The sequence below is a fragment of the Hydrogenophaga intermedia genome (genome assembly GCF_023715105.1).
GTDB lineage: Bacteria > Pseudomonadota > Gammaproteobacteria > Burkholderiales > Burkholderiaceae_C > Hydrogenophaga > Hydrogenophaga intermedia_A.
Genome location: NZ_JAMBNO010000015.1, coordinates 109,131 through 128,241, shown reverse-complemented (window position 1 = coordinate 128,241; position 19,111 = coordinate 109,131). Strand labels below are relative to the sequence as shown.

Annotated in this window: 15 protein-coding genes and 1 pseudogene; 9 read left to right on the top strand and 7 right to left on the bottom strand. The window is 67.9% G+C overall.

Annotated elements, in window-relative coordinates; genetic code table 11:
- Positions 1–92: 92 nt before the first annotated feature.
- Together M3149_RS15435 and M3149_RS15430 are read right to left on the bottom strand one after the other, a co-directional pair.
- Positions 93–518, bottom strand: a complete 426-nt coding sequence (locus M3149_RS15435; protein WP_251710452.1) for a rhodanese-like domain-containing protein — start codon at positions 516–518, stop codon at positions 93–95.
- Between the two features lie 201 nt (positions 519–719).
- Positions 720–1,235: pseudogene (locus M3149_RS15430) on the bottom strand (MBL fold metallo-hydrolase); the annotation flags it as partial.
- A gap of 233 nt (positions 1,236–1,468) precedes the next feature.
- On the opposite strand from M3149_RS15430, the gene M3149_RS15425 reads away from it, so the two are divergent.
- From M3149_RS15425 to M3149_RS15400, 6 genes are all read left to right on the top strand, one after another.
- Positions 1,469–2,587: a TRAP transporter substrate-binding protein gene (locus tag M3149_RS15425; RefSeq protein WP_251710431.1), complete on the top strand. Its 1,119-nt coding sequence runs from the start codon at positions 1,469–1,471 to the stop codon at positions 2,585–2,587.
- Between the two features lie 65 nt (positions 2,588–2,652).
- Positions 2,653–3,270 (top strand): TRAP transporter small permease subunit, encoded by a 618-nt coding sequence (locus M3149_RS15420; RefSeq protein WP_251710430.1) that lies wholly within the window; start codon positions 2,653–2,655, stop codon positions 3,268–3,270.
- Positions 3,270–5,306 (top strand): TRAP transporter large permease subunit, encoded by a 2,037-nt coding sequence (locus tag M3149_RS15415; protein WP_251710429.1) that lies wholly within the window; start codon positions 3,270–3,272, stop codon positions 5,304–5,306. The genes M3149_RS15420 and M3149_RS15415 overlap by 1 nt, the downstream gene beginning before the upstream one ends.
- Positions 5,307–5,439: 133 nt before the next feature.
- Positions 5,440–6,321: a PPK2 family polyphosphate kinase gene (locus M3149_RS15410; RefSeq protein WP_251710428.1), complete on the top strand. Its 882-nt coding sequence runs from the start codon at positions 5,440–5,442 to the stop codon at positions 6,319–6,321.
- Positions 6,322–6,349: 28 nt separating this feature from the next.
- On the top strand, positions 6,350–9,643 hold the full coding sequence (gene icmF, locus M3149_RS15405; RefSeq protein WP_251710427.1) for a fused isobutyryl-CoA mutase/GTPase IcmF: 3,294 nt from the start codon (positions 6,350–6,352) through the stop codon (positions 9,641–9,643).
- Between the two features lie 10 nt (positions 9,644–9,653).
- Positions 9,654–10,598 carry a diacylglycerol/lipid kinase family protein gene (locus M3149_RS15400; protein WP_251710426.1) on the top strand — a complete coding sequence of 315 codons (945 nt, stop codon included), beginning with the start codon at positions 9,654–9,656 and terminating at the stop codon, positions 10,596–10,598.
- Here M3149_RS15400 and M3149_RS15395 read toward each other — a convergent pair.
- Positions 10,576–11,697 carry a DUF6352 family protein gene (locus M3149_RS15395; protein WP_251710425.1) on the bottom strand — a complete coding sequence of 374 codons (1,122 nt, stop codon included), beginning with the start codon at positions 11,695–11,697 and terminating at the stop codon, positions 10,576–10,578. The genes M3149_RS15400 and M3149_RS15395 overlap by 23 nt on opposite strands.
- Positions 11,698–11,873: 176 nt before the next feature.
- Between M3149_RS15395 and rocF the strand changes: the two genes are divergently transcribed.
- Positions 11,874–12,815, top strand: a complete 942-nt coding sequence (gene rocF, locus M3149_RS15390; RefSeq protein ID WP_251710424.1) for an arginase — start codon at positions 11,874–11,876, stop codon at positions 12,813–12,815.
- Positions 12,816–12,836: 21 nt separating this feature from the next.
- Here rocF and M3149_RS15385 read toward each other — a convergent pair whose 3' ends face one another.
- The 3 genes from M3149_RS15385 to M3149_RS15375 all read right to left on the bottom strand — a co-directional run bounded on the left by M3149_RS15385 (position 12,837) and on the right by M3149_RS15375 (position 15,889).
- The gene (locus tag M3149_RS15385) at positions 12,837–13,832 is read right to left on the bottom strand and encodes a substrate-binding domain-containing protein (protein WP_251710423.1); all 996 of its coding nucleotides are present in this window, start codon (positions 13,830–13,832) and stop codon (positions 12,837–12,839) included.
- Between the two features lie 100 nt (positions 13,833–13,932).
- Positions 13,933–14,232 carry an antibiotic biosynthesis monooxygenase family protein gene (locus tag M3149_RS15380; RefSeq protein WP_251710422.1) on the bottom strand — a complete coding sequence of 100 codons (300 nt, stop codon included), beginning with the start codon at positions 14,230–14,232 and terminating at the stop codon, positions 13,933–13,935.
- The gene (locus M3149_RS15375) at positions 14,177–15,889 is read right to left on the bottom strand and encodes a GMC family oxidoreductase (RefSeq protein ID WP_251710421.1); all 1,713 of its coding nucleotides are present in this window, start codon (positions 15,887–15,889) and stop codon (positions 14,177–14,179) included. Before M3149_RS15375 ends, M3149_RS15380 begins: the two co-directional genes overlap by 56 nt.
- Positions 15,890–16,055: 166 nt before the next feature.
- On the opposite strand from M3149_RS15375, the gene M3149_RS15370 reads away from it, so the two are divergent.
- On the top strand, positions 16,056–16,913 hold the full coding sequence (locus M3149_RS15370) for a 3-hydroxybutyryl-CoA dehydrogenase (protein ID WP_251710420.1): 858 nt from the start codon (positions 16,056–16,058) through the stop codon (positions 16,911–16,913).
- Positions 16,914–16,917: 4 nt separating this feature from the next.
- Here M3149_RS15370 and M3149_RS15365 read toward each other — a convergent pair whose 3' ends face one another.
- Positions 16,918–17,568 carry an SDR family NAD(P)-dependent oxidoreductase gene (locus M3149_RS15365; RefSeq protein WP_251710419.1) on the bottom strand — a complete coding sequence of 217 codons (651 nt, stop codon included), beginning with the start codon at positions 17,566–17,568 and terminating at the stop codon, positions 16,918–16,920.
- Between the two features lie 120 nt (positions 17,569–17,688).
- On the opposite strand from M3149_RS15365, the gene gorA reads away from it, so the two are divergent.
- Complete coding sequence (gene gorA, locus M3149_RS15360; protein WP_251710418.1) at positions 17,689–19,089, top strand: glutathione-disulfide reductase; 1,401 nt, start codon at positions 17,689–17,691, stop codon at positions 19,087–19,089.
- The last annotated feature ends 22 nt before the right edge of the window (positions 19,090–19,111 follow it).

Genomic DNA, 19,111 nt, shown 5'->3' with positions numbered 1-19,111 from the left:
GACAGGGGATGTGAGGCTTTCGTCTCAAGTTTGGGGTTGGAAAGCCGACCAGTGGTCGGATGGGCGTCTCGTTTTTGCCCCGCCCATGTGCGTCATTTCTGCCGCCACGGCAGGCCGCGACGCCGCCAGCCGCCGAGGGAGCCCCGGTGCGCCTGCGCATCGGGGTCGCCTTCGAAGCCTTCGAGGATGTTGTAGGCCTCAAGCCCCAGTGCGGTGGCGCGCTGCGCCGCGGCGATCGAGCGCACGCCGCTGCGGCACAGCATCAACAGGGGCTTGCCGCCTTGCGCGGCCGCCCTGGCCTGCTGGTCGAAGTCGGGGTTGGGCACCATGCCCGGCCACTGCTTCCAGGCCACCGGCGTCGCCTCGGGCACGAAACCCACCCACTCGCGCTCGGCGTCGGTGCGCACGTCCACCAGCACGGCGCGCCCCTCCTGCACCCAGCGCCACGCCAGCGCGGGCGAGATATCGCCCGCATAGCTGCCCGCCGCCGCCCCTTGCGGCGCGCGCGGCGCATCCAGCGCATCGCCACCGGCATCGTGACGCAGGCCCGAGCTCAGGTTGGCCGGCACGGCCTCGTCGATGCGGCGCGGCCGCGGCAGATTCAGGCCCTCCATCAACGCCACGAACTCGGCCTCGCTGCGGCCAGCCACGCGCGCGTTGTGCCGCTTCTCGTGCCCAATGGTGGAGTGGCTGCGTGCGTTGTAGTCGTGCCCGGGCCAGACGGTGGTCTCGTCGGGCAGTGCGAACAACACCTGTGTGAGGCTGCGGTAAAGATCGCGGGCGCTGCCCGACTGGAAGTCGGTGCGCCCGCATCCGTCGATGAGCAGCGTGTCGCCGGTGAACACGTGGTCGCGCCACACGAAGCTCATGCTGCCGGCCGTGTGGCCCGGTGTGTGCAGCGCACGCAGGGTTTCGGCGCCAAAGCGCAATTCATTGCCATGCTCGAGTTGCACCACGGCGGTGCCGATGCCACAGCCCGCGGGTGCGGCCGTGCGCGCGCCGGTGAGCTCCACCAGGCGCCCGGCGCTGGTGATGTGATCGGCGTGGGCGTGGGTCTCGATCGACCACACCAGCTTCAGGCCATGCGCCTGCAGCGCATCCAGGTCGCGCGACAGCTGTTCGTCGACCGGATCGATGATCACCGCCTCGCGCGTTTGAGGATCGAACACGAGGTAAGTGCAGGTGCTGGACACCGGGTCGAAGAGCCGGATCGGCAGAGGCAGAGGCTGGTTCATCGGGACTCCTGCGTGGGATTGGTACACATTGGTCTGCATCATGGCCGACATGTGCGCATGGATTTCATCGGGCGGTTCAAAAAAATTCACACCGCTGCGGACCCTCGCTCCACAGAGGCGTACGGGCCTTTTCGCAGCTTGCACCAAGCTGAACGTTGGTGAAAACCCTGTCTTGGTAAGCATGCTTGCAGATGGATGATGCTTTTTCCCCAACCCCGTTCTGGAGACAACCGATGACCGAGAAAAAGACCGTCACGTCCCGCCGCGGCATGCTCAAAGGCGCTGCCGTCGCCACCGGTGCCATGGCCGTGCCGATGGTCGCCACCGCGCAGACCACCACGCTGCGCTTCCAGTCCACCTGGCCGGCCAAGGACATCTTCCACGAATACGCCAACGACTTCGCGACCAAGGTCAACGCCATGGCCGGCGGTCGTTTGAAGATCGAGGTGCTGCCCGCGGGCGCCGTGGTGCCCGCCTTCCAGTTGCTCGAAGCCGTGGCCAAGGGCACGCTCGACGGTGGTCACGGTGTGGTGGCCTACCACTACGGCAAGAACTCGGCGCTGGCACTGTGGGGCTCCGGTCCGGCATTCGGCATGGACCCGAACATGGTGCTGGCCTGGCACAACTACGGCGGCGGCAAGGACCTGCTGGCCGAGATCTACAAGAGCCTGAACCTTGACGTGGTGTCGTACCTGTACGGCCCCATGCCCAGCCAGCCCTTCGGCTGGTTCAAGAAGCCGATTTCCAAGGTGGCCGACGTCAAAGGCACCAAGTTCCGCACCGTGGGCCTGGCGGTGGACATGTACACCGACATGGGCGCCGCCGTGAACCCCCTGCCCGGTGGCGAGATCGTGCCGGCCCTGGACCGCGGCCTCATCGATGGCGCCGAATTCAACAACGCCTCTTCCGACCGCGTCCTGGGCTTCCCGGATGTGGTGAAGAACTGCATGCTGCAGAGCTTCCACCAGTCGGGCGAGCAGTTCGAGATCCTCTTCAACAAAGCCAAGCTCGACGCGCTGCCGGCCGAGTTGAAGGCCATCGTCGACTACGGCGTGCAGGCCGCCAGCGCCGACATGAGCTGGAAGGCCATCCAGCGCAATTCGCAGGACTACATCGAGCTCAAGAAAGCCGGCGTGAAGTTCTACAAGACGCCCGATGCCATCCTTCGCGCGCAACTCGCCTCGTGGGACAAGATCATCGCCAAGAAAGGCGGCGAGAACCCGCTGTTCAAGAAGGTGCTCGACTCGCAAAAGGCCTTCGCCGCGCGCGCTGGCCAGTGGCAGAACGACTACATGGTCGACTTCAAAATGGCCTACAACCACTACTTCGGCAAAGGCGCGAAGAAGAGCTGATCCCCCGAGGTCGGCCCGGAAAAGGGCGCCCCTGGGGCGCCCTTTTCTGTTTCCTGGAAATCGTCATGCAAAAACTACTCATCGCGGTCGACAGTCTGTCGACCTGGTTCGGCAAGGCCTGCGCCTGGTCGGTGGTGGCCCTCACCGGCCTCATCAGCTGGGAAGTCTTCTCGCGCTACGTGCTCAACGACCCACATGCCTGGGTGCTGGATGCCCAGATCATGTTGTACGGATTGCTCTTCATGACCGCCGGCGCCTACACCCTGGCCAAGAACGGCCACGTGCGCGGTGACGTGCTGTACGGCTTCTTCAAGCCGCGCACGCAGGCCAGCATCGACCTCACGCTCTACATCATCTTCTTCCTGCCCGGCATCGTTGCGCTCACCTGGGCCGGCTGGACCTTCGCCAACGAATCGCTGGCGATTCGCGAGCAAACCTTCAACGCGGACCCGATCCCGGTCTATCCGTTCAAGTTCGTGGTGCCGGTGGCGGGCGCTTTCCTGCTGCTGCAGGGCATCGTGGAAATCATCCGCTGCGTCATCTGCATCCAAACCGGCGAATGGCCCAAACGTGAGGAGGACGTCGAGGAAGTCGACGTCGACAAGCTCAAGGAAATGGTGCACGTGAAAGACGCCGACATCGAGGCCCTGGACAGCCTGGTCACCAAGAAAGGCGGCCAGTGATGACGATCCGCAAGGAACTCTGGTTCGGCTTCACGCTGATGGGCCTCATCATCGCCGGCGTGCTGGCGATGGTGCTCAGCGTGGACACCATGACCAACGGCCACTACGGCCTGCTCATGCTCTCGCTGGTGGTGGTGGCCATCATGCTGGGCTTCCCCACCGCCTTCACGCTGATGGGCATGGGGATGATCTTCACCTTCTTCGCCTACCACTCGGGCGATCAGTCCGCGGCCGGTGCGATCAAGCAGACGCTGGACCTGATGGTGCAGCGCGCGTTCTCGGTGATGGCCAGCGATGTGCTGATCGCGATCCCGCTGTTCGTGTTCATGGGCTACCTGGTCGAACGCGCCAACCTGATCGAGAAGCTGTTCCGCAGCCTGCACCTGTCGCTCTCGCGCGTGCCCGGCTCGCTGGCCGTGGCCACGCTGGTGACCTGCGCGGTCTTCGCCACCGCCACCGGCATCGTCGGTGCCGTGGTCACGCTCATGGGCCTGCTGGCGCTGCCGCAGATGCTCAAGGGCGGCTACGACACCCGGCTGGCGGCCGGCTCCATCACCGCCGGCGGCTGCCTGGGCATTCTCATCCCGCCCTCGGTGCTGCTGATCGTCTACGGTGCCACTGCCGGTGTCTCGGTCGTGAAGCTCTACGCGGGTGCGTTCTTTCCCGGGCTGATGCTTGCGGGTCTGTACATCGTTTACGTGATCATCCTGGCCAAGCTCAAGCCGGCCTGGGCGCCGCCGCTGTCGGCCGAGCAGCGCAACGTGCCCCTGCCCGAGCCGCTGCTGAAGGTGGGCGCCAGCGCGGGCAAGTCGGCACTGCTGGGCCTGCTTGCGGCGCTCAAGGGTCGCAACAACCAGGGCGTGTCCAGCGGCTACCTGCTGCGTCAGTTGGGCATCGTGCTGATGCCTGCGGTGTTGTTCTTGGTGGTGGCGGTGATGAGCTACCCCAGCCCCCGCGCGGCCGCGACCGACGCCGCGAGCGAACTCATGCCCATCGGCGTGGAGCAGGTTGATCGCGAAGCCCGTACCGGCCTGAGCGAGCCGCCCGCCGCCGAGGAGGACGCCGCCGAGGAAGCCGCCGACGGCGGCCTGGCCGAGCCGCCCGCCGAAGGCGAAGAGGCGGCAGACAGTGGCCTTGCCGAGCCACCCGCCGCCGACGAAGAAGGCGCGCTCGGTGAGCCCGATGGTGCGGCCGTGGACGAACCCGAGAATGCCGCCGAAGGCGTGGCCGAGCCCCCGGCCGCCGACACCGTGGCCGAACCTGGCGCGGCCGCCGCCGATACCCAGGCCGGCAGCGGCTACTGGATCGGCGTGGCGGTGGGCGCGCTGGCGCTGGCGGTGTTCTATGCGCTGTTCAGCTACGCGCGGCTCGAGATCTTCAAGATGCTGCTCACCAGCTTCTTCCCGCTGATGGTGCTCATCCTCGCGGTGCTCGGCTCCATCGTGTTCGGCCTGGCCACGCCCACCGAAGCGGCAGCCGTGGGTGCACTCGGCGGCTTCCTGCTCGCAGCGGCCTACCGGCAACTCACCTTCGGCGTGGTCAAGGAAAGCGTGTTCCTCACCGCCAAGACCAGCGCCATGGTGTGCTGGCTGTTCGTGGGCTCGGCCATTTTCTCGGCCGCCTTCGCGCTGTTGGGCGGGCAGGAGCTGGTGGAGCAGTGGGTGCTGGGCATGAACCTGTCCAAGACCGAGTTCCTGATCCTGTCGCAGGTGATCATCTTCATCCTGGGCTGGCCGTTGGAGTGGACCGAGATCATCGTGATCTTCATGCCGATCTTCATCCCGCTGCTCGATAACTTCGGCGTCGATCCGTTGTTCTTCGGCCTGCTGGTGGCGCTGAACCTGCAGACCGCCTTCCTGAGCCCGCCGGTGGCCATGAGCGCGTTCTACCTGAAAGGCGTGGCACCCAAGCACGTGACGCTGAACCAGATCTTCGCGGGCATGTTGCCCTTCATGGGCATCCAGATCATCGCCATCGTGCTGCTGTACTGGTTCCCGCAGATCGGCATGTGGCTGCCCTCGGTGCTCTACAACTGATCACCACCGGTCTGGCCAAGGGGCGCTTCGGCGCCCCTTTTTTCTGGTTTGCCGCTAACATTGACGTTTACGTTAACGTCAACTCCGCAAACCCGGTTAGGGTGAGCGCCCACGACACCCCTCCGGAGACGCCATGCCCCGCACCGCCGACGTTCGCCTGCCGTTTGACGAGCAGGTTCTGCGCGCGCCCAAGGGCAGTGCCTGGCGCCGCTGGCAGGTCGATCCCGAGGCCGCGAAGACACAGGTTTCCCTCAAGGCGCTTGACCCGGACGACAAGCCGTTCTCGGGTGGCGACAAGGCCGCCGACAAGGCCGCGGTGGAAGCCCTGGCCGACGAGATCGACCGCCTGCAGAACGTGTTTCACCCGGACGGCCGCTTCAAGATGCTGGTGGTGCTGCAAGGCACCGACACCTCGGGCAAGGACGGCACTGTGCGCGGCGTGTTCTCGCGCACCAGCCCGCTGGGCGTGCGCACCGTGGGCTGGAAGGCCCCCACCGAGCGTGAGCGCGCGCACGACTTCCTCTGGCGCATCCACCAGGCGGTGCCGGGCAGCGGCGAGATCGTGGTCTTCAACCGCAGCCACTACGAGGACGTGCTGGTGCCGGTGGTCAACGGCTGGATCGACGCCGCGCAGACGAAGCAGCGCTATGCGCAGCTCAACGATTTCGAACGCCTGCTGGCCGAAACCGGCACCGTGATCCTCAAGTTCATGCTGCACATCGGTTTCGATGAACAACGCCAGCGCCTGCAGGACCGCATCGACGACCCCGAGAAACACTGGAAATTCAGCCTCGGCGACCTCGAGGTGCGCAAGCAGTGGCCGAAGTACCAGAAGGCCTACGAAGACCTGCTCGAGGCGACCAGCACGCCCTGGGCGCCCTGGACGGTGGTGCCCGCGAACAGCAAGACGCACCGCAACCTGATGATCGCGACCATCGTGCGCGACACCCTCAAGGCGCTGGACCTGCGCTTTCCCCCCGAAGATCCCGCGCTGAAGAACCTGCGCGTCGAATGACCCCCCCCGAGACCGAGAGAGACGAACCATGACCCAGCTGAGCGCCGACTACCAGGCCCTGGCCAACTACCGTCCCAAGCACAAGGTGCGCTTCGTCACCGCGGCCAGCCTGTTCGATGGACACGACGCGGCCATCAACATCATGCGGCGCATCCTGCAGGGCATGGGCGCGGAGGTGATCCACCTCGGCCACAACCGCAGCGTTGATGAAGTGGTGACGGCTGCGTTGCAGGAGGACGTGCAGGGCATCGCCATCAGCAGCTACCAGGGCGGCCACGTCGAGTACTTCAAGTACATGGTCGACCTGCTCAAGCAGCGCGGCGGCTCACACATCCAGGTGTTCGGCGGCGGCGGTGGCGTGATCGTGCCGGGCGAGATCCAGGAACTGCAGGCCTACGGCGTGGCGCGTATCTACAGCCCCGAAGACGGCCAGCGCATGGGCTTGGCCGGCATGATCGGCGAGATGGTCATGCGCTGCGACCAGGACCTGTCGCCCCACGCGCCCAAGGCCCTGGCCGCTGTGCAGGGGCATGGCGAGATGGCCTGGCGCGCGCTCGCGCAGCTCATCACCGTGATCGAGAACGGCAGCGCCGACGCCGCACTGCTCAAGGCGGTGCGCGACGCTGCTTCGGGCCGCAAGGTGCCCGTGTTGGGCATCACCGGCACGGGCGGGGCGGGCAAGTCCTCGCTTACCGACGAACTCATCCGCCGCCTGCGGCTGGACCAGGGCGACGCGCTGCGCGTGGCCGTCATCAGCATCGACCCCTCGCGCCGCAAGAGCGGTGGCGCGCTGCTGGGCGACCGCATCCGCATGAACGCCATCTCGCCCTGGGGCCAGGGCCCGCGCGTGTTCATGCGCAGCCTGGCCACGCGCGATTTCGGCAGCGAGATCAGCGCCGCCCTGCCCGATGTGATCGCCGCCTGCAAGGCCGCAGGCTTCGACCTCGTGGTGGTCGAGACCTCCGGCATTGGCCAGGGCGACGCCGCCATCGTGCCGCACGTGGACGTGCCGATGTACGTGATGACGCCCGAGTTCGGCGCCGCCAGCCAGCTCGAGAAGATCGACATGCTCGACTTCGCCGAGTTCGTAGCGATCAACAAGTTCGACCGCAAGGGCGCGGCCGACGCGCTGCGCGACGTCGCCAAGCAGGTGCAGCGCAACAAGGAAGCCTGGGGCAAGCGGCCCGAGGAGATGCCGGTGTTCGGCACCATGGCCGCGCGCTTCAACGACGACGGCGTGAGCGCGCTGTACCAGGCGCTTGCGCCGCGCCTGGCCGAACTCGGCCTCACGCTCGGCGAAGGCCGCCTGCCGCGCGTGGCCGTGCGCCACAGCACCAACCAGACACCGGTGGTGCCGCCGGCGCGCACGCGCTACCTGGCCGAGATCGCCGACACCGTGCGCGGCTACAAGAAGAAGGTGCACGAGCAGGCGAAGCTCGCGCGCGAGATCCAGCAGTTGCGCGCCACCGCGGCCATGCTCAAGGTCGACAAGGCGGGCCGGCCCAAGGCGGCCGAAGCCGTGATCGACCTCGCCCAGGTGCGCGAACTCGACCAGGACGGCGCCGCGCGCAAACTGCTGCTGCAGTGGCCCGACATGCAGAAGGCCTACGCGGGCGACGAGTACGTGGTGAAGATCCGCGACAAGGAGATCCGCACCGCGCTGACCACCAAGAGCCTGTCGGGCACCGTGATCCGCAAGGTGGCGCTGCCGCGCTACGAGGACCACGGCGAGATCCTCAAGTGGCTGATGCTGGAGAACGTGCCCGGCAGCTTCCCCTACACGGCCGGCACCTTCGCGTTCAAGCGCGAGGGCGAAGACCCGACGCGCATGTTCGCCGGCGAAGGCGACCCCTTCCGCACCAACCGGCGCTTCAAGCTGCTCTCCGAGGGCATGCCGGCCAAGCGCCTGTCCACCGCCTTCGATTCGGTCACGCTCTACGGCAACGACCCCGACCCGCGGCCCGACATCTACGGCAAGGTCGGCAACTCGGGCGTGAGCATCGCCACGCTGGACGACATGAAGGTGCTCTACGGCGGCTTCGACCTGTGCCACCCGGCCACCTCGGTGTCGATGACCATCAACGGCCCGGCACCCTCCATCCTGGCCATGTTCATGAACACGGCCATCGACCAGAACCTGGAGAAGTTCAAGGCCGACAACGGCCGCGAGCCGACCGACACCGAGGCCGCGAAGATCCGCGAATGGGTGCTGGCCAACGTGCGCGGCACGGTGCAGGCCGACATCCTCAAGGAAGACCAGGGCCAGAACACCTGCATCTTCAGCACCGAGTTCAGCCTGAAGGTGATGGGCGACATCGCCGAGTACTTCGTGCACCACGACGTGCGCAACTTCTATTCGGTCTCCATCAGCGGCTATCACATCGCCGAGGCCGGTGCCAACCCGATCAGCCAGCTCGCGTTCACGCTCTCCAACGGCTTCACCTTCGTGGAGGCCTACCTCGCGCGCGGCATGCACATCGACGACTTCGCGCCCAACCTCTCGTTCTTCTTCAGCAACGGCATGGACCCGGAATACACGGTGATGGGCCGCGTGGCGCGGCGCATCTGGGCCGTGGCCATGCGCGAGAAGTACGGTGCCAACGAGCGCAGCCAGAAGCTGAAGTACCACATCCAGACCAGCGGACGCAGCCTGCACGCGCAGGAGATCCAGTTCAACGACATCCGAACCACGCTGCAGGCGCTGATTGCCATCTACGACAACTGCAACAGCCTGCACACCAACGCGTTCGACGAGGCCATCACCACGCCCACCGAAGACTCGGTGCGCCGCGCGATGGCGATCCAGCTCATCATCAACCGCGAGTGGGGCCTGGCGAAGAACGAGAACCCAAACCAGGGCGCCTTCATCATCGACGAGCTGACCGAGCTGGTGGAAGAAGCGGTGCTGGCCGAGTTCGAGCGCATTGCCGAACGCGGCGGCGTGCTCGGCGCGATGGAGACCGGCTACCAGCGCGGGCGCATCCAGGACGAGTCGATGCACTACGAGATGCTCAAGCACACCGGCGAGCTGCCCATCATCGGTGTCAACACCTTCCGCAATCCGCACGGCGATCCGATCCCGCAGGCGCTCGAGCTCGCGCGCTCGACCGAAGAGGAAAAGCAGAGCCAGCTGCAGCGACTGCACGACTTCCACACGCGGCACGCACACGAGGCACCTGCCATGCTGGAGCGTTTGAAGCAGGCGGTGATCGAGAACCGCAATGTGTTCGAAGTGCTGATGGACGCGGTGCGCTGCTGCTCGCTGGGCCAGATCACCAACGCGCTGTTCGAGGTGGGCGGGCAGTACCGCCGGAACATGTGACACTCGGCCGATGCCCGGCATCGGCCCCCCTTCCGTTCGCACCCCACCCACGTTGCGCACCGTCATTGCCAACCCGCGCGCCCAAGGCGGGCGGGCCGTGCGCCTGTTCGCGGCGCTGCAGGACGCGTTGCCCCCGGGGGTGCAACTGCACACACCCGACAGCGTCCCCGCCGCACTGGCGCTGCTGCGCGGCCTGCCCGATGGCACGCGCGTGGTGGCGGTGGGTGGCGACGGCACCCTGCACCGCTGGCTGCCCGCGCTGCTGGAGCGCCGCCACGAGCTCGGCGTGGTGCCCCTGGGCAGCGGCAACGACACCGCGCGCGCCCTCGGCCTGCGCAGCGGCAGCCCCCTGCCCTGGCTCACGCACGCGCTCAACGGCCCGGCCAGCGACATGGACACCGGTCTGGCCACCTGGCACGACACGCTCGGCGAGCGCCGCGAGACGCCGTTTCTCTCCAGCCTGAGCGCAGGCTTCGACGCCGCCGTGGTGGCGCGCGCACTGACTGGCCCGCCGCACCTGCGCGGCCTGCCGCGTTACCTGTGGGCCACGCTGCGCGAGCTTGCGGCGTTGCGCACCTGGCACCTGGACGTCACGGTGGACGGCGTGCACCGGCACGAGGGTCCGGCGCTGTTCGCGGCAACGCTGAACACCCCAACCTTCGGCGGCGGCATGCCGGCCACGCCCGGCGCGCGCACGCACGACGGCCTGCTCAACCTGCTGGTGGCCGGGCCGTTCTCGCGCCTGGGGGCGCTGGGCATGTTGCCGCGCCTGCTGGTGGGTTGGCACCTGGGTCACCCGAAGATCCATACCCAGGCCTTCGAGCAAATGTCCGTGCTGGGCCGCGGCGACCTGCCCGTGGCCGCCGACGGCGAATGGCTGGGCCTGGCGCGCAGCCTCACCGTGGCGGTGCGGCCGGCGTCGCTGCGGGTGGTCAGGGCGCCGAGCTCGGGCTGAGCGCGTCCGCTGCGCTGGCGACGGGCAGGTTGAGCAGCATATTCTGCGGTTTCAGGCGCAGCAGGCCTTCGGCCGTCATGGCCAGGCCCAGGTAGACCGGCTTGCCCCGCACGTCCTCGCGCTGCTGCGCCGGGTCGGCAAAGCGCAGGCGGAACAGGCTGATGAGGCGGCGCTGGCGCGCCTCGCTCAGGCTCTTGCCCTGGTAGAGATCGTTGAGCAGTGCGGTGGCCTCCACATCGAGCCCGACGTGCCAGCGCCAGGCGGCATCGTCCACGCGCGACAAGGGTTCGATCTCCACCAGCACGCCGTGCAGGTGCGTCACCCAGCGCTGCAGCACACGCGCCAGCGCCTTCAGGCCCGAATCCGCGCGGTTCATGCTCAGCACCAGCCCATGGGGCAGCGCCTGCTGCACCGTGTGCGTAAGGTCGAGCAGGTATCGGTGGTCGGTCGATCGGTGCAGGTCCTGAAGGTAGTGCGCGGCGTTGTCGGCGCCCAGCACCTGCAGATCCACACCGCGCAGGGCGGCGCCCGCCTGCTTGAGCAGCGCGCCGATGCTGCCCAGCCCGGCGGTTTGATTGAGGTGGTCCAGCGTGTCGGCATCGCCCGCGAGTACGCGGCCGGCGTGCAACTGCACGCGCTGGCGCCGGAACAGCAGCTCGGCCGCACGCCACACCTGGGCGTCCGTCTCGCCCGCCAGCACGCGCACGAGCATGGCCTGCACCAGCAGATCAAGGAACAACGGCGGCAGCGCGATCGCGCCGCGCTCGAAAAAGCCCGCCCACGCGGCCTCCAGCGTACCGGCGCGTTGCACCGCGTCGCGCAGGGCCAGGAAGTGACGCCAGTTCTCGCGCACGTCGGCGTCGAGCATGGCCTCGATCTGGCCGGCGATCACGCTGCGCAGCGGGTCGTCGAGCATGGCCTCGTGCAAGGCGCGCTCGGCCACGCAGGATTCGGGCACGAGGGCCAGTTCGGGCCGTTGCAGCCAGACGCGCCAGTAGTCGGGCGTGGGCTGGTGCCAGCCGCGCGCGTCGCTCACGAGGTGCTGCGCGCCACAGGCTGGCCAGGGTTGCGAAGGGGGAAGGGTTGCGCCACTGCTCATGCCGCGATTGTGGGTCACGCCCGCGGCGCCTGGCGCGAGGTCGGGCTCTGGTGCCGAGGAGTCGACGGGATCGCACCGTCACGCGCCCGGCCAGCCCGGATGTGACAATCGATGCCAAGCGTGGCGGGTGCCCCCGGCAGCCGCCGACCCACCAGACCCGCACCGGGCACGTTTGCATGCACCCACTCGCCACCCCACCCGTCAGCCTCATCGGTGTGCCCACCGACATCGGCGCTGGCGCGCGCGGCGCCTCCATGGGGCCCGAGGCGCTGCGCGTTGCCGGCATCGGGGGGGTGCTGGCAGCACAAGGCCTGCAGGTGGTCGACCGCGGCAATCTGAACGGCCCGGCCAACCCCTGGCAACCGCCGATCGATGGCTACCGCCACATCGACGAGGTCATGGCCTGGAACCACACGCTGCATGCGGCCGTGTTCGACGAGTTGCAACAGGGCCGCTTGCCCATCGTGCTTGGCGGCGATCACTGCCTCGGGTTGGGATCGATCAGTGCCGTGGCGCGCCACTGCCGCACGGTGGGGCGCAAACTGCGCGTGCTCTGGCTCGACGCGCATGCCGACTTCAACACCGCAGCACTGACACCCAGCGGCAACATCCACGGCATGCCGGTGGCCCTGCTGTGCGGCCTGGGTCCGGCGGCGCTCACAGGTATCGGTGGGCACGTGCCGGCCATCACGCCCGACGTGGTGCGCCAGATCGGCATCCGCAGCGTGGACCCGGGCGAGAAGCGACTGGTGCACGAGCATGGCCTGGAGGTGTTCGACATGCGCTACATCGACGAGATGGGCATGCGACACACCATGGAGCAGGCGCTGGCAGGGGTCGACGCGAACACCCACCTGCACGTGAGCTTCGACGTCGACTTCCTGGACCCCGAGATCGCGCCCGGCGTGGGCACCACCGTGCCCGGTGGCCCCACCTACCGCGAGGCGCAGCTGTGCATGGAGATGATTGCCGACACCGGACGCCTGGCCTCGCTCGACGTGATGGAGCTCAACCCCGCGCTCGACGTGCGCAACCGCACAGCGGAACTCGCGGTCGATCTCATCGAAAGCCTGTTTGGCAAATCGACGCTGATGCGCAAATCCGCGCCACGTGCTTGACGGGGTGGCGCAGCGAAGACATCAGAAAGGGTAGCCCCGGGCGCCGTTGCGATCGGCGATGACCCCGGCGTCGCCCGTGACGATGACACCACGACCAGGCCCGGGGCGCACGCGCACTTTGCGGTAACCCTCGACACCGAGGTCCATGCCATCGGAAGGTGGCTGGCCCTGCACAAGACGCTGCGCAAGGCGGTTGAGCGCCAGGCCAGCATCGCGCGGGTCCCAGAAGCCGATGGCTTCGACGACGCCGGCTTCCAGCAGGGCGCGGCTGCGCGAAGGAAGCCCCGTGCCCACCACGCAGACCTGACCGCTGCGACCGGCTTCCTGCACCGCGCGGCCGATGCCGATCACGTCACTGGAGGCGGCCCCCTGGAAACCGCGCAGTTCGGGGTGACGCTGCAACAGCGCACGGGCGATCCGATAGGCCTGCTCGGCGTCATCGTTCGATTCGTTCAGGGGCTCGATCAGCCGCAATCCGGAATGCCGCTGTGCATTGGCGTGCGCGGCGTCGATCCAGCGCCGGTGCGTGCGGCTGCCCCGCGTGCCCACGAACGTCGTCCATTGACCCTGCCCGCCCATGCAGGCGGCCAACCGCTCGTTGAGCGCCGCGCCGAAGGCCGCGTGATCAAATGGCTCAAGATCGGCATGGGTGTTGAGCTGGCTGTCGGCTTCGTGGGTCACCACCACGATGCCGCGGGCCATGGCACGCTGCGCGGCCGCTTCCACCGCGGCCGGGTCGGTGGGCACAATGGCCAGCGCGCGCGGCGGCCGATCCCGCAGCAGATCGTCCAGCAGTGCGGCCTGAAGATGTGGCTCGGCGCGCGACGGGCCGATCTGGCGCGCCTGCCAGCCGTTGGCGCCCGCCTCGAATGCGCGCACGCCTTCGGCCATGCGGTCGAACCACGGCAGAGGGGACACCTTGACCACCGTGATGATCTCGGAGTGGCCCTGGTTGGCGGGCATCGCGCAAGCGAACAGCAGCAGGGCGCAGGCCAATGCAGCGAAGACTCGTATCAAGGGGAACTCCAGACAGCGTGCCTCAGCGGGCGGGCCCACGAGTCTAGGAGTGCGATCCGCGGGTAACCCGCTGGGGTATCGATGACGCCCGACAGCGCCCTCAGCTCTTGCCCACGAGTTCGAGGTGCTCCACCACCGGGGGCTGTGCGAAGAACGGGCCGACGATGGCGCGCCATTGCGCGAACGCCGCAGAACCGCGAAAGCCCACGGTGTGGTCTTCCAGGGTGTCCCAGTAGATCATCAGCAGGTAGCGGCCCGGGCTTTCGATGCTGCGGTTGACCTTGAAGCCCTTGAAGCCTTTGGCGTGCGCGATGACGGTGTTCACGCCGCGCAGGATGGCCTCTTCAAACGCCGAGGCCTGCGACGGATCGATGCGGATGTCCGCGTGTTCCAGGATCATGGGCTGTCTCCGGTGATGTCGCCGCGGCGCGGCGTGCGGCGCGGATCATATCGACCGCCTTCTCCGCCACCATGATCACCGGCGCGTTGGTGTTGCCACCCACGATGCGCGGCATCACCGACGCATCGACCACGCGCAGGCCCTGCACGCCGTGCACACGCAACTCGGCATCCACCACCGCGTCGGCGCCATTGCCCATGCGGCACGTGCCCACCGGGTGGTAAATGGTGTCGGCGTGCCCGCGGATGAACTGCTCGATCTGCGCGTCGCTCTGCGCATCGGCCGAGGCGCGCGACTCGGTGCCACCGAATCGCGCCAGCGCCGGTTGCTGCAAGAGCCGACGCATGAGCTTGAAGCCGCGCACCAGTCGCGCCATGTCATCCGGGTCTTGCAAAAAGGCGGGGTCGATCAGCGGCGCCACCTGCGGGTCGCGGCTGGCCAGGCGCAGCGAGCCGCGGCTCTTCGGGCGCAGCAGGCAAACGTGACATGAAAAGCCGTGGCCGAACACCGTCTTGCGGCCGTGGTCCACCAGCTTGCCGATCACGAAGTGCAGTTGCAGATCGGGGATCGCCTCGTCGGGCGCACTCTTGATGAAGCCCCCGGCTTCGGCGAAGTTGGTGGTGAGCAGGCCGGTGCGCGCACGGCGCCATTCCACGATGCCGCGCAACGCGGCGACCACCCCCTTGAACGACAGGCCGAAGAGTTCGGTGGCGCGCGGCGCGTTGACCACCTGCACCACGTCCACGTGGTCGTGCAGGTTCTGCCCGACGCCGGGCAACGGGTGCACCACGTGGATGCCGTGTTGCTGCAGATGCTCGGCCGGGCCGATGCCCGAGAGCATGAGCAACTGGGGCGAGCCGAAGGCGCCAGCGCTCAACACCACCTCGCCGCCTTCCTTGCAGCGCACGATCTGCAGCGGCCCACGCCCCCCCTGCGCGCGGTACTCCACCGCCACGGCGCGCGGTGCGCCGCCAGCCTCTTCGGGCTCCTCGTCCATCACCACGCGCATCACCAACGCATCGGTGATCACCGTGAGGTTGGGCCGACCCAGGTGCGGGGTGAGGTAGGCCTTGGCCGCGCTGAAGCGCTCGCCGTCCTTGTGTGTCACCTGATAGGGGCCCACGCCTTCCTGCTCTGCCCCGTTGAAATCGGGGTTCACCGGCTGACCCGCCTCCCGGCCAGCGGCCACGAAATGCGCGACGAACGGGTTGGGGCTGGTGAGGTCCTTCACGTTGAGCGGCCCGCCCGTGCCATGCCAGGCATCGGCGCCGCGCTCGTTGTGCTCGGCGCGCTTGAAGTACGGCAGCACGTCGGCCCAGGCCCAACCGGGGTTGCCCTCGGCGGCCCACGCGTCGTAGTCGCTGGCGTGCCCGCGGGCGTAAATCATGGCGTTGACGGAGCTTGAGCCGCCAAGCACCTTGCCACGCGGCTGGTAACCGCGCCGGCCGTTCAGCCCGGGTTGCGGCACCGTCTCCAGGCACCAGTTGGCCTGCCCGTTCTTGGCCAGCAGCGCCAGCCCCGCGGGGCAGTGGATGAGCACGCTGCGGTCCGGCGGGCCGGCCTCGATCAGCGCCACGCGCAGTTGGGGGTCTTCGCTGAGCCGCCCGGCCAGCACGCAGCCGGCCGAGCCGCCGCCCACAATGATCACGTCGTACATGCAGGTGTCTCCAGAGTCGCTGCAGCGCAGCATGGCTGCGCGACAATCGAAGAGCAAGTTAGCACGCGCGCCCGGCACCGGTTTAGGCAGGCGCGCCTAGCCAAGACGCCCGCGCGACGCGGGTTTTCCCTTTCCGCCATCTTCATTTCCCCACGAGGTTTTCCGCATGAGCAGCAATCGCATCCAGACCGTCGGCATCATCGGCTCGGGCACCATGGGCAACGGCATCGCCCAGGCCTGTGCCACCAGTGGCATTCGCGTGGTCATGGTCGACATTGCGCAGGCAGCGCTCGACAAAGGCATGGCCACCGTGGCCGGCAGCCTGGACCGGCTGATCAAGAAAGAAAAACTCACGGCCGAAGGCAAGGCGCAGGCGCTCGCACGGATCAAGACAAGCACGAACTACGAGGAACTGAAGGGCGCGCAGCTCGTGATCGAGGCCGCCACCGAAAACGAGGCACTGAAGGTGAAGATCCTGCAGCAGCTCGACGCGCTGCTCGCGCCCGAGGTGATCGTGGCCACCAACACCAGCTCGATCAGCATCACCAAGCTGGCCGCCGCCACGCAACGCGCCGACCGTTTCATCGGCATGCACTTCTTCAACCCCGTGCCCATGATGGCGCTGGTGGAGATCATCCGCGGCCTGCAGACCAGCGACGCCACGCACCACACGGTCAAAGCCCTGGCCGAGGCGCTGGGCAAGTCGCCCATCACCGTGAAGAACGCACCCGGCTTCGTGGTCAACCGCATCCTCGTGCCGATGATCAACGAAGCCTTCTTCGTGCTGGCCGAAGGCATCGCCACCCCCGAAGACATCGACGCCGGCATGAAGCTCGGCACCAACCAGCCGATCGGCCCGCTCGCGCTGGCCGACATGATCGGTCTGGACGTGTGCCTGGCTGTGATGAACGTCTACATGGCCGAGTTCAATGACAGCAAGTACCGCCCCGCCCCGCTGCTGAAGGAAATGGTGGCCGCGGGCTGGCTGGGCCGCAAGACCGGCCGCGGCGTCTACACCTACTAAGGGCTCACCAGGGCACTTCCAGACCCTGGTGATCGAAGAAGCATCCGCTGCTGCCCTCGCCCAGGCCGTCGATCACGCGCAGCAGGTCGGCGGCCGCCACCTCGGGGGGGCGCACGTCCAGGCCGGCCTTGGCGAAGGGTTTTGACAAGCCGGTGTCCACCGTGCCCGGGTGCAGCGCCACGCACAGCGCCGCCTTGTTGCGGCGCGCGAGTTCGATCGATGCGGTGCGCACGAGCTGGTTCAGCGCGGCCTTCGACGCCCGGTAGGCGTACCAGCCGCCCAGGCGGTTGTCGCCGATGCTGCCCACGCGCGCCGACAGGAACGCCGCCACGCAGCGCCCCTGGCGCGGCAACAGCGGCAGCAGGTGGCGCATCACCAGCGCCGGGCCCACGGTGTTGATCAGGAACACTCTCTGCAGTGCCTCGGCCTGCAGGTGTTGCCAGCTGCGCTCGGGCCGCACCTGTTCGCCCTCGTGCAGCACGCCGGTGGCCACGATCAGGGTGCGCAGCGCGCGCCCTTCCTCGCCCAGTCGTTGAGCGATCTCCGCACCCAGGCGCTGCACGCTGCCTTCGTCGGCGTAGTCGATCGCGGGCTGCGTGCGCCGGCCCACCGCCAGACCGTCGTCCGACGTGCTTGCCTGCGCCTGGGTTGCCATGGCGCGCATTGTGGGCAGATGCGCCACGCCGCGCACCGGGTGTTCGCCATGGCCCCGCGCGCGCCGGGTCCTTGGCGGGGCGCGAGGCAAGTCCGCACCGGGCGGCCTACCATTGCGGGCATGAGCGCATTCGACTTCGATCTTTTCGTCATCGGCGGTGGCAGCGGTGGCGTGCGCGCCGCGCGCATGGCCGCACAGCGCGGCCTGCGCGTGGCCCTGGCCGAGGTGCTGGGCACCGACGGCCTGGGCGGCACCTGCGTGAACGTGGGCTGCATTCCCAAGAAGCTCTACAGCTACGCGGCGCACTACAGCGAGGCCTTCGAGGAGGCACGCGGCTTCGGCTGGCAGGTGGGTGAAACCACGTTCGACTGGGCCACGCTCAAGGCCAACCGCGCGAAGGAGATCGCGCGCCTGAACGGCGTCTATGCCAACCTGCTGCGCGGCGCGGGCGTCACGCAGCTCGACGGCTTTGCGCGCCTGGTGGGCGATCACGAGATCGAACTGGCCACGCTCAACGCCGATGGCTCGCCCGGGCACCGCCGCTTCAGTGCAGCGAACATCCTGATCGCCACCGGCGGCACACCGCACGTGCCGCACTTCAGCGGGCGCGAGCACGTCATCACCAGCAACGAGGTGTTCGACCTCGACCCGTTCCCGAAGCGCCTGCTCATCGTCGGCGGCGGCTACATCGCCTGCGAGTTCGCCTCGATCTTCAACGGCCTGGGCGCAAACGTGACCCAGCTCTACCGCGGCGAGCAGGTGCTGCGCGGCTTCGACGACGAGATCCGCCACTTCGCCGCGGCCGAAATGGTGAAGGCCGGCGTGGACCTGCGCCTGAACGCCGGCGTGGTCGACATCCGCAAGACGGGACAAGGCCTGCGCGTGGAATGCGAGGACGGCAACACCGTGATGGCCGATGCCGTGCTCTACGCCACCGGCCGCGTGCCCAACACGCGAGACCTAGGTCTGGAACGTGTGGGCGTGGCCACCGGCGCGCGAGGCGAGGTGATCGTGAACGCGCAATACCAGACCAACGTGCCGCACATCCGCGCCGTCGGCGACGTGACCAACCGCGTGCAGCTCACACCGGTGGCGCTGGGCGAGGCCATGGTGGTGGTGGACGCGCTGTGCGGCCCCGCACCGGGCAAAGCGCCGCGTGATATGGCCTACGACTTCATCCCCACGGCCGTGTTCACGCACCCGAGTATCGGCACCGTGGGCCTCACCGAGGCGCAGGCGCGCGAGCGGTTCGGCGACGTCACCGTGTTTCGCAGCGAGTTCAAGGCGCTCAAGCACACCCTGTCGGGGCGCAGTGAACGCACACTGATGAAACTGGTCGTGGACACGAAAACCGATCGCGTCGTGGGCCTGCACATGGTGGGCGCCGAGGCTGGCGAGATCGTGCAGGGCTTTGCGGTGGCGCTCAAGGCCGGCGCCACCAAGGCGGTGTTCGACAACACCATCGGCATCCACCCCACCGCGGCGGAAGAATTCGTGACGATGCGCGAACCCGTGAGGTGAGCGCCCGGCGCTGGCGGCGAAG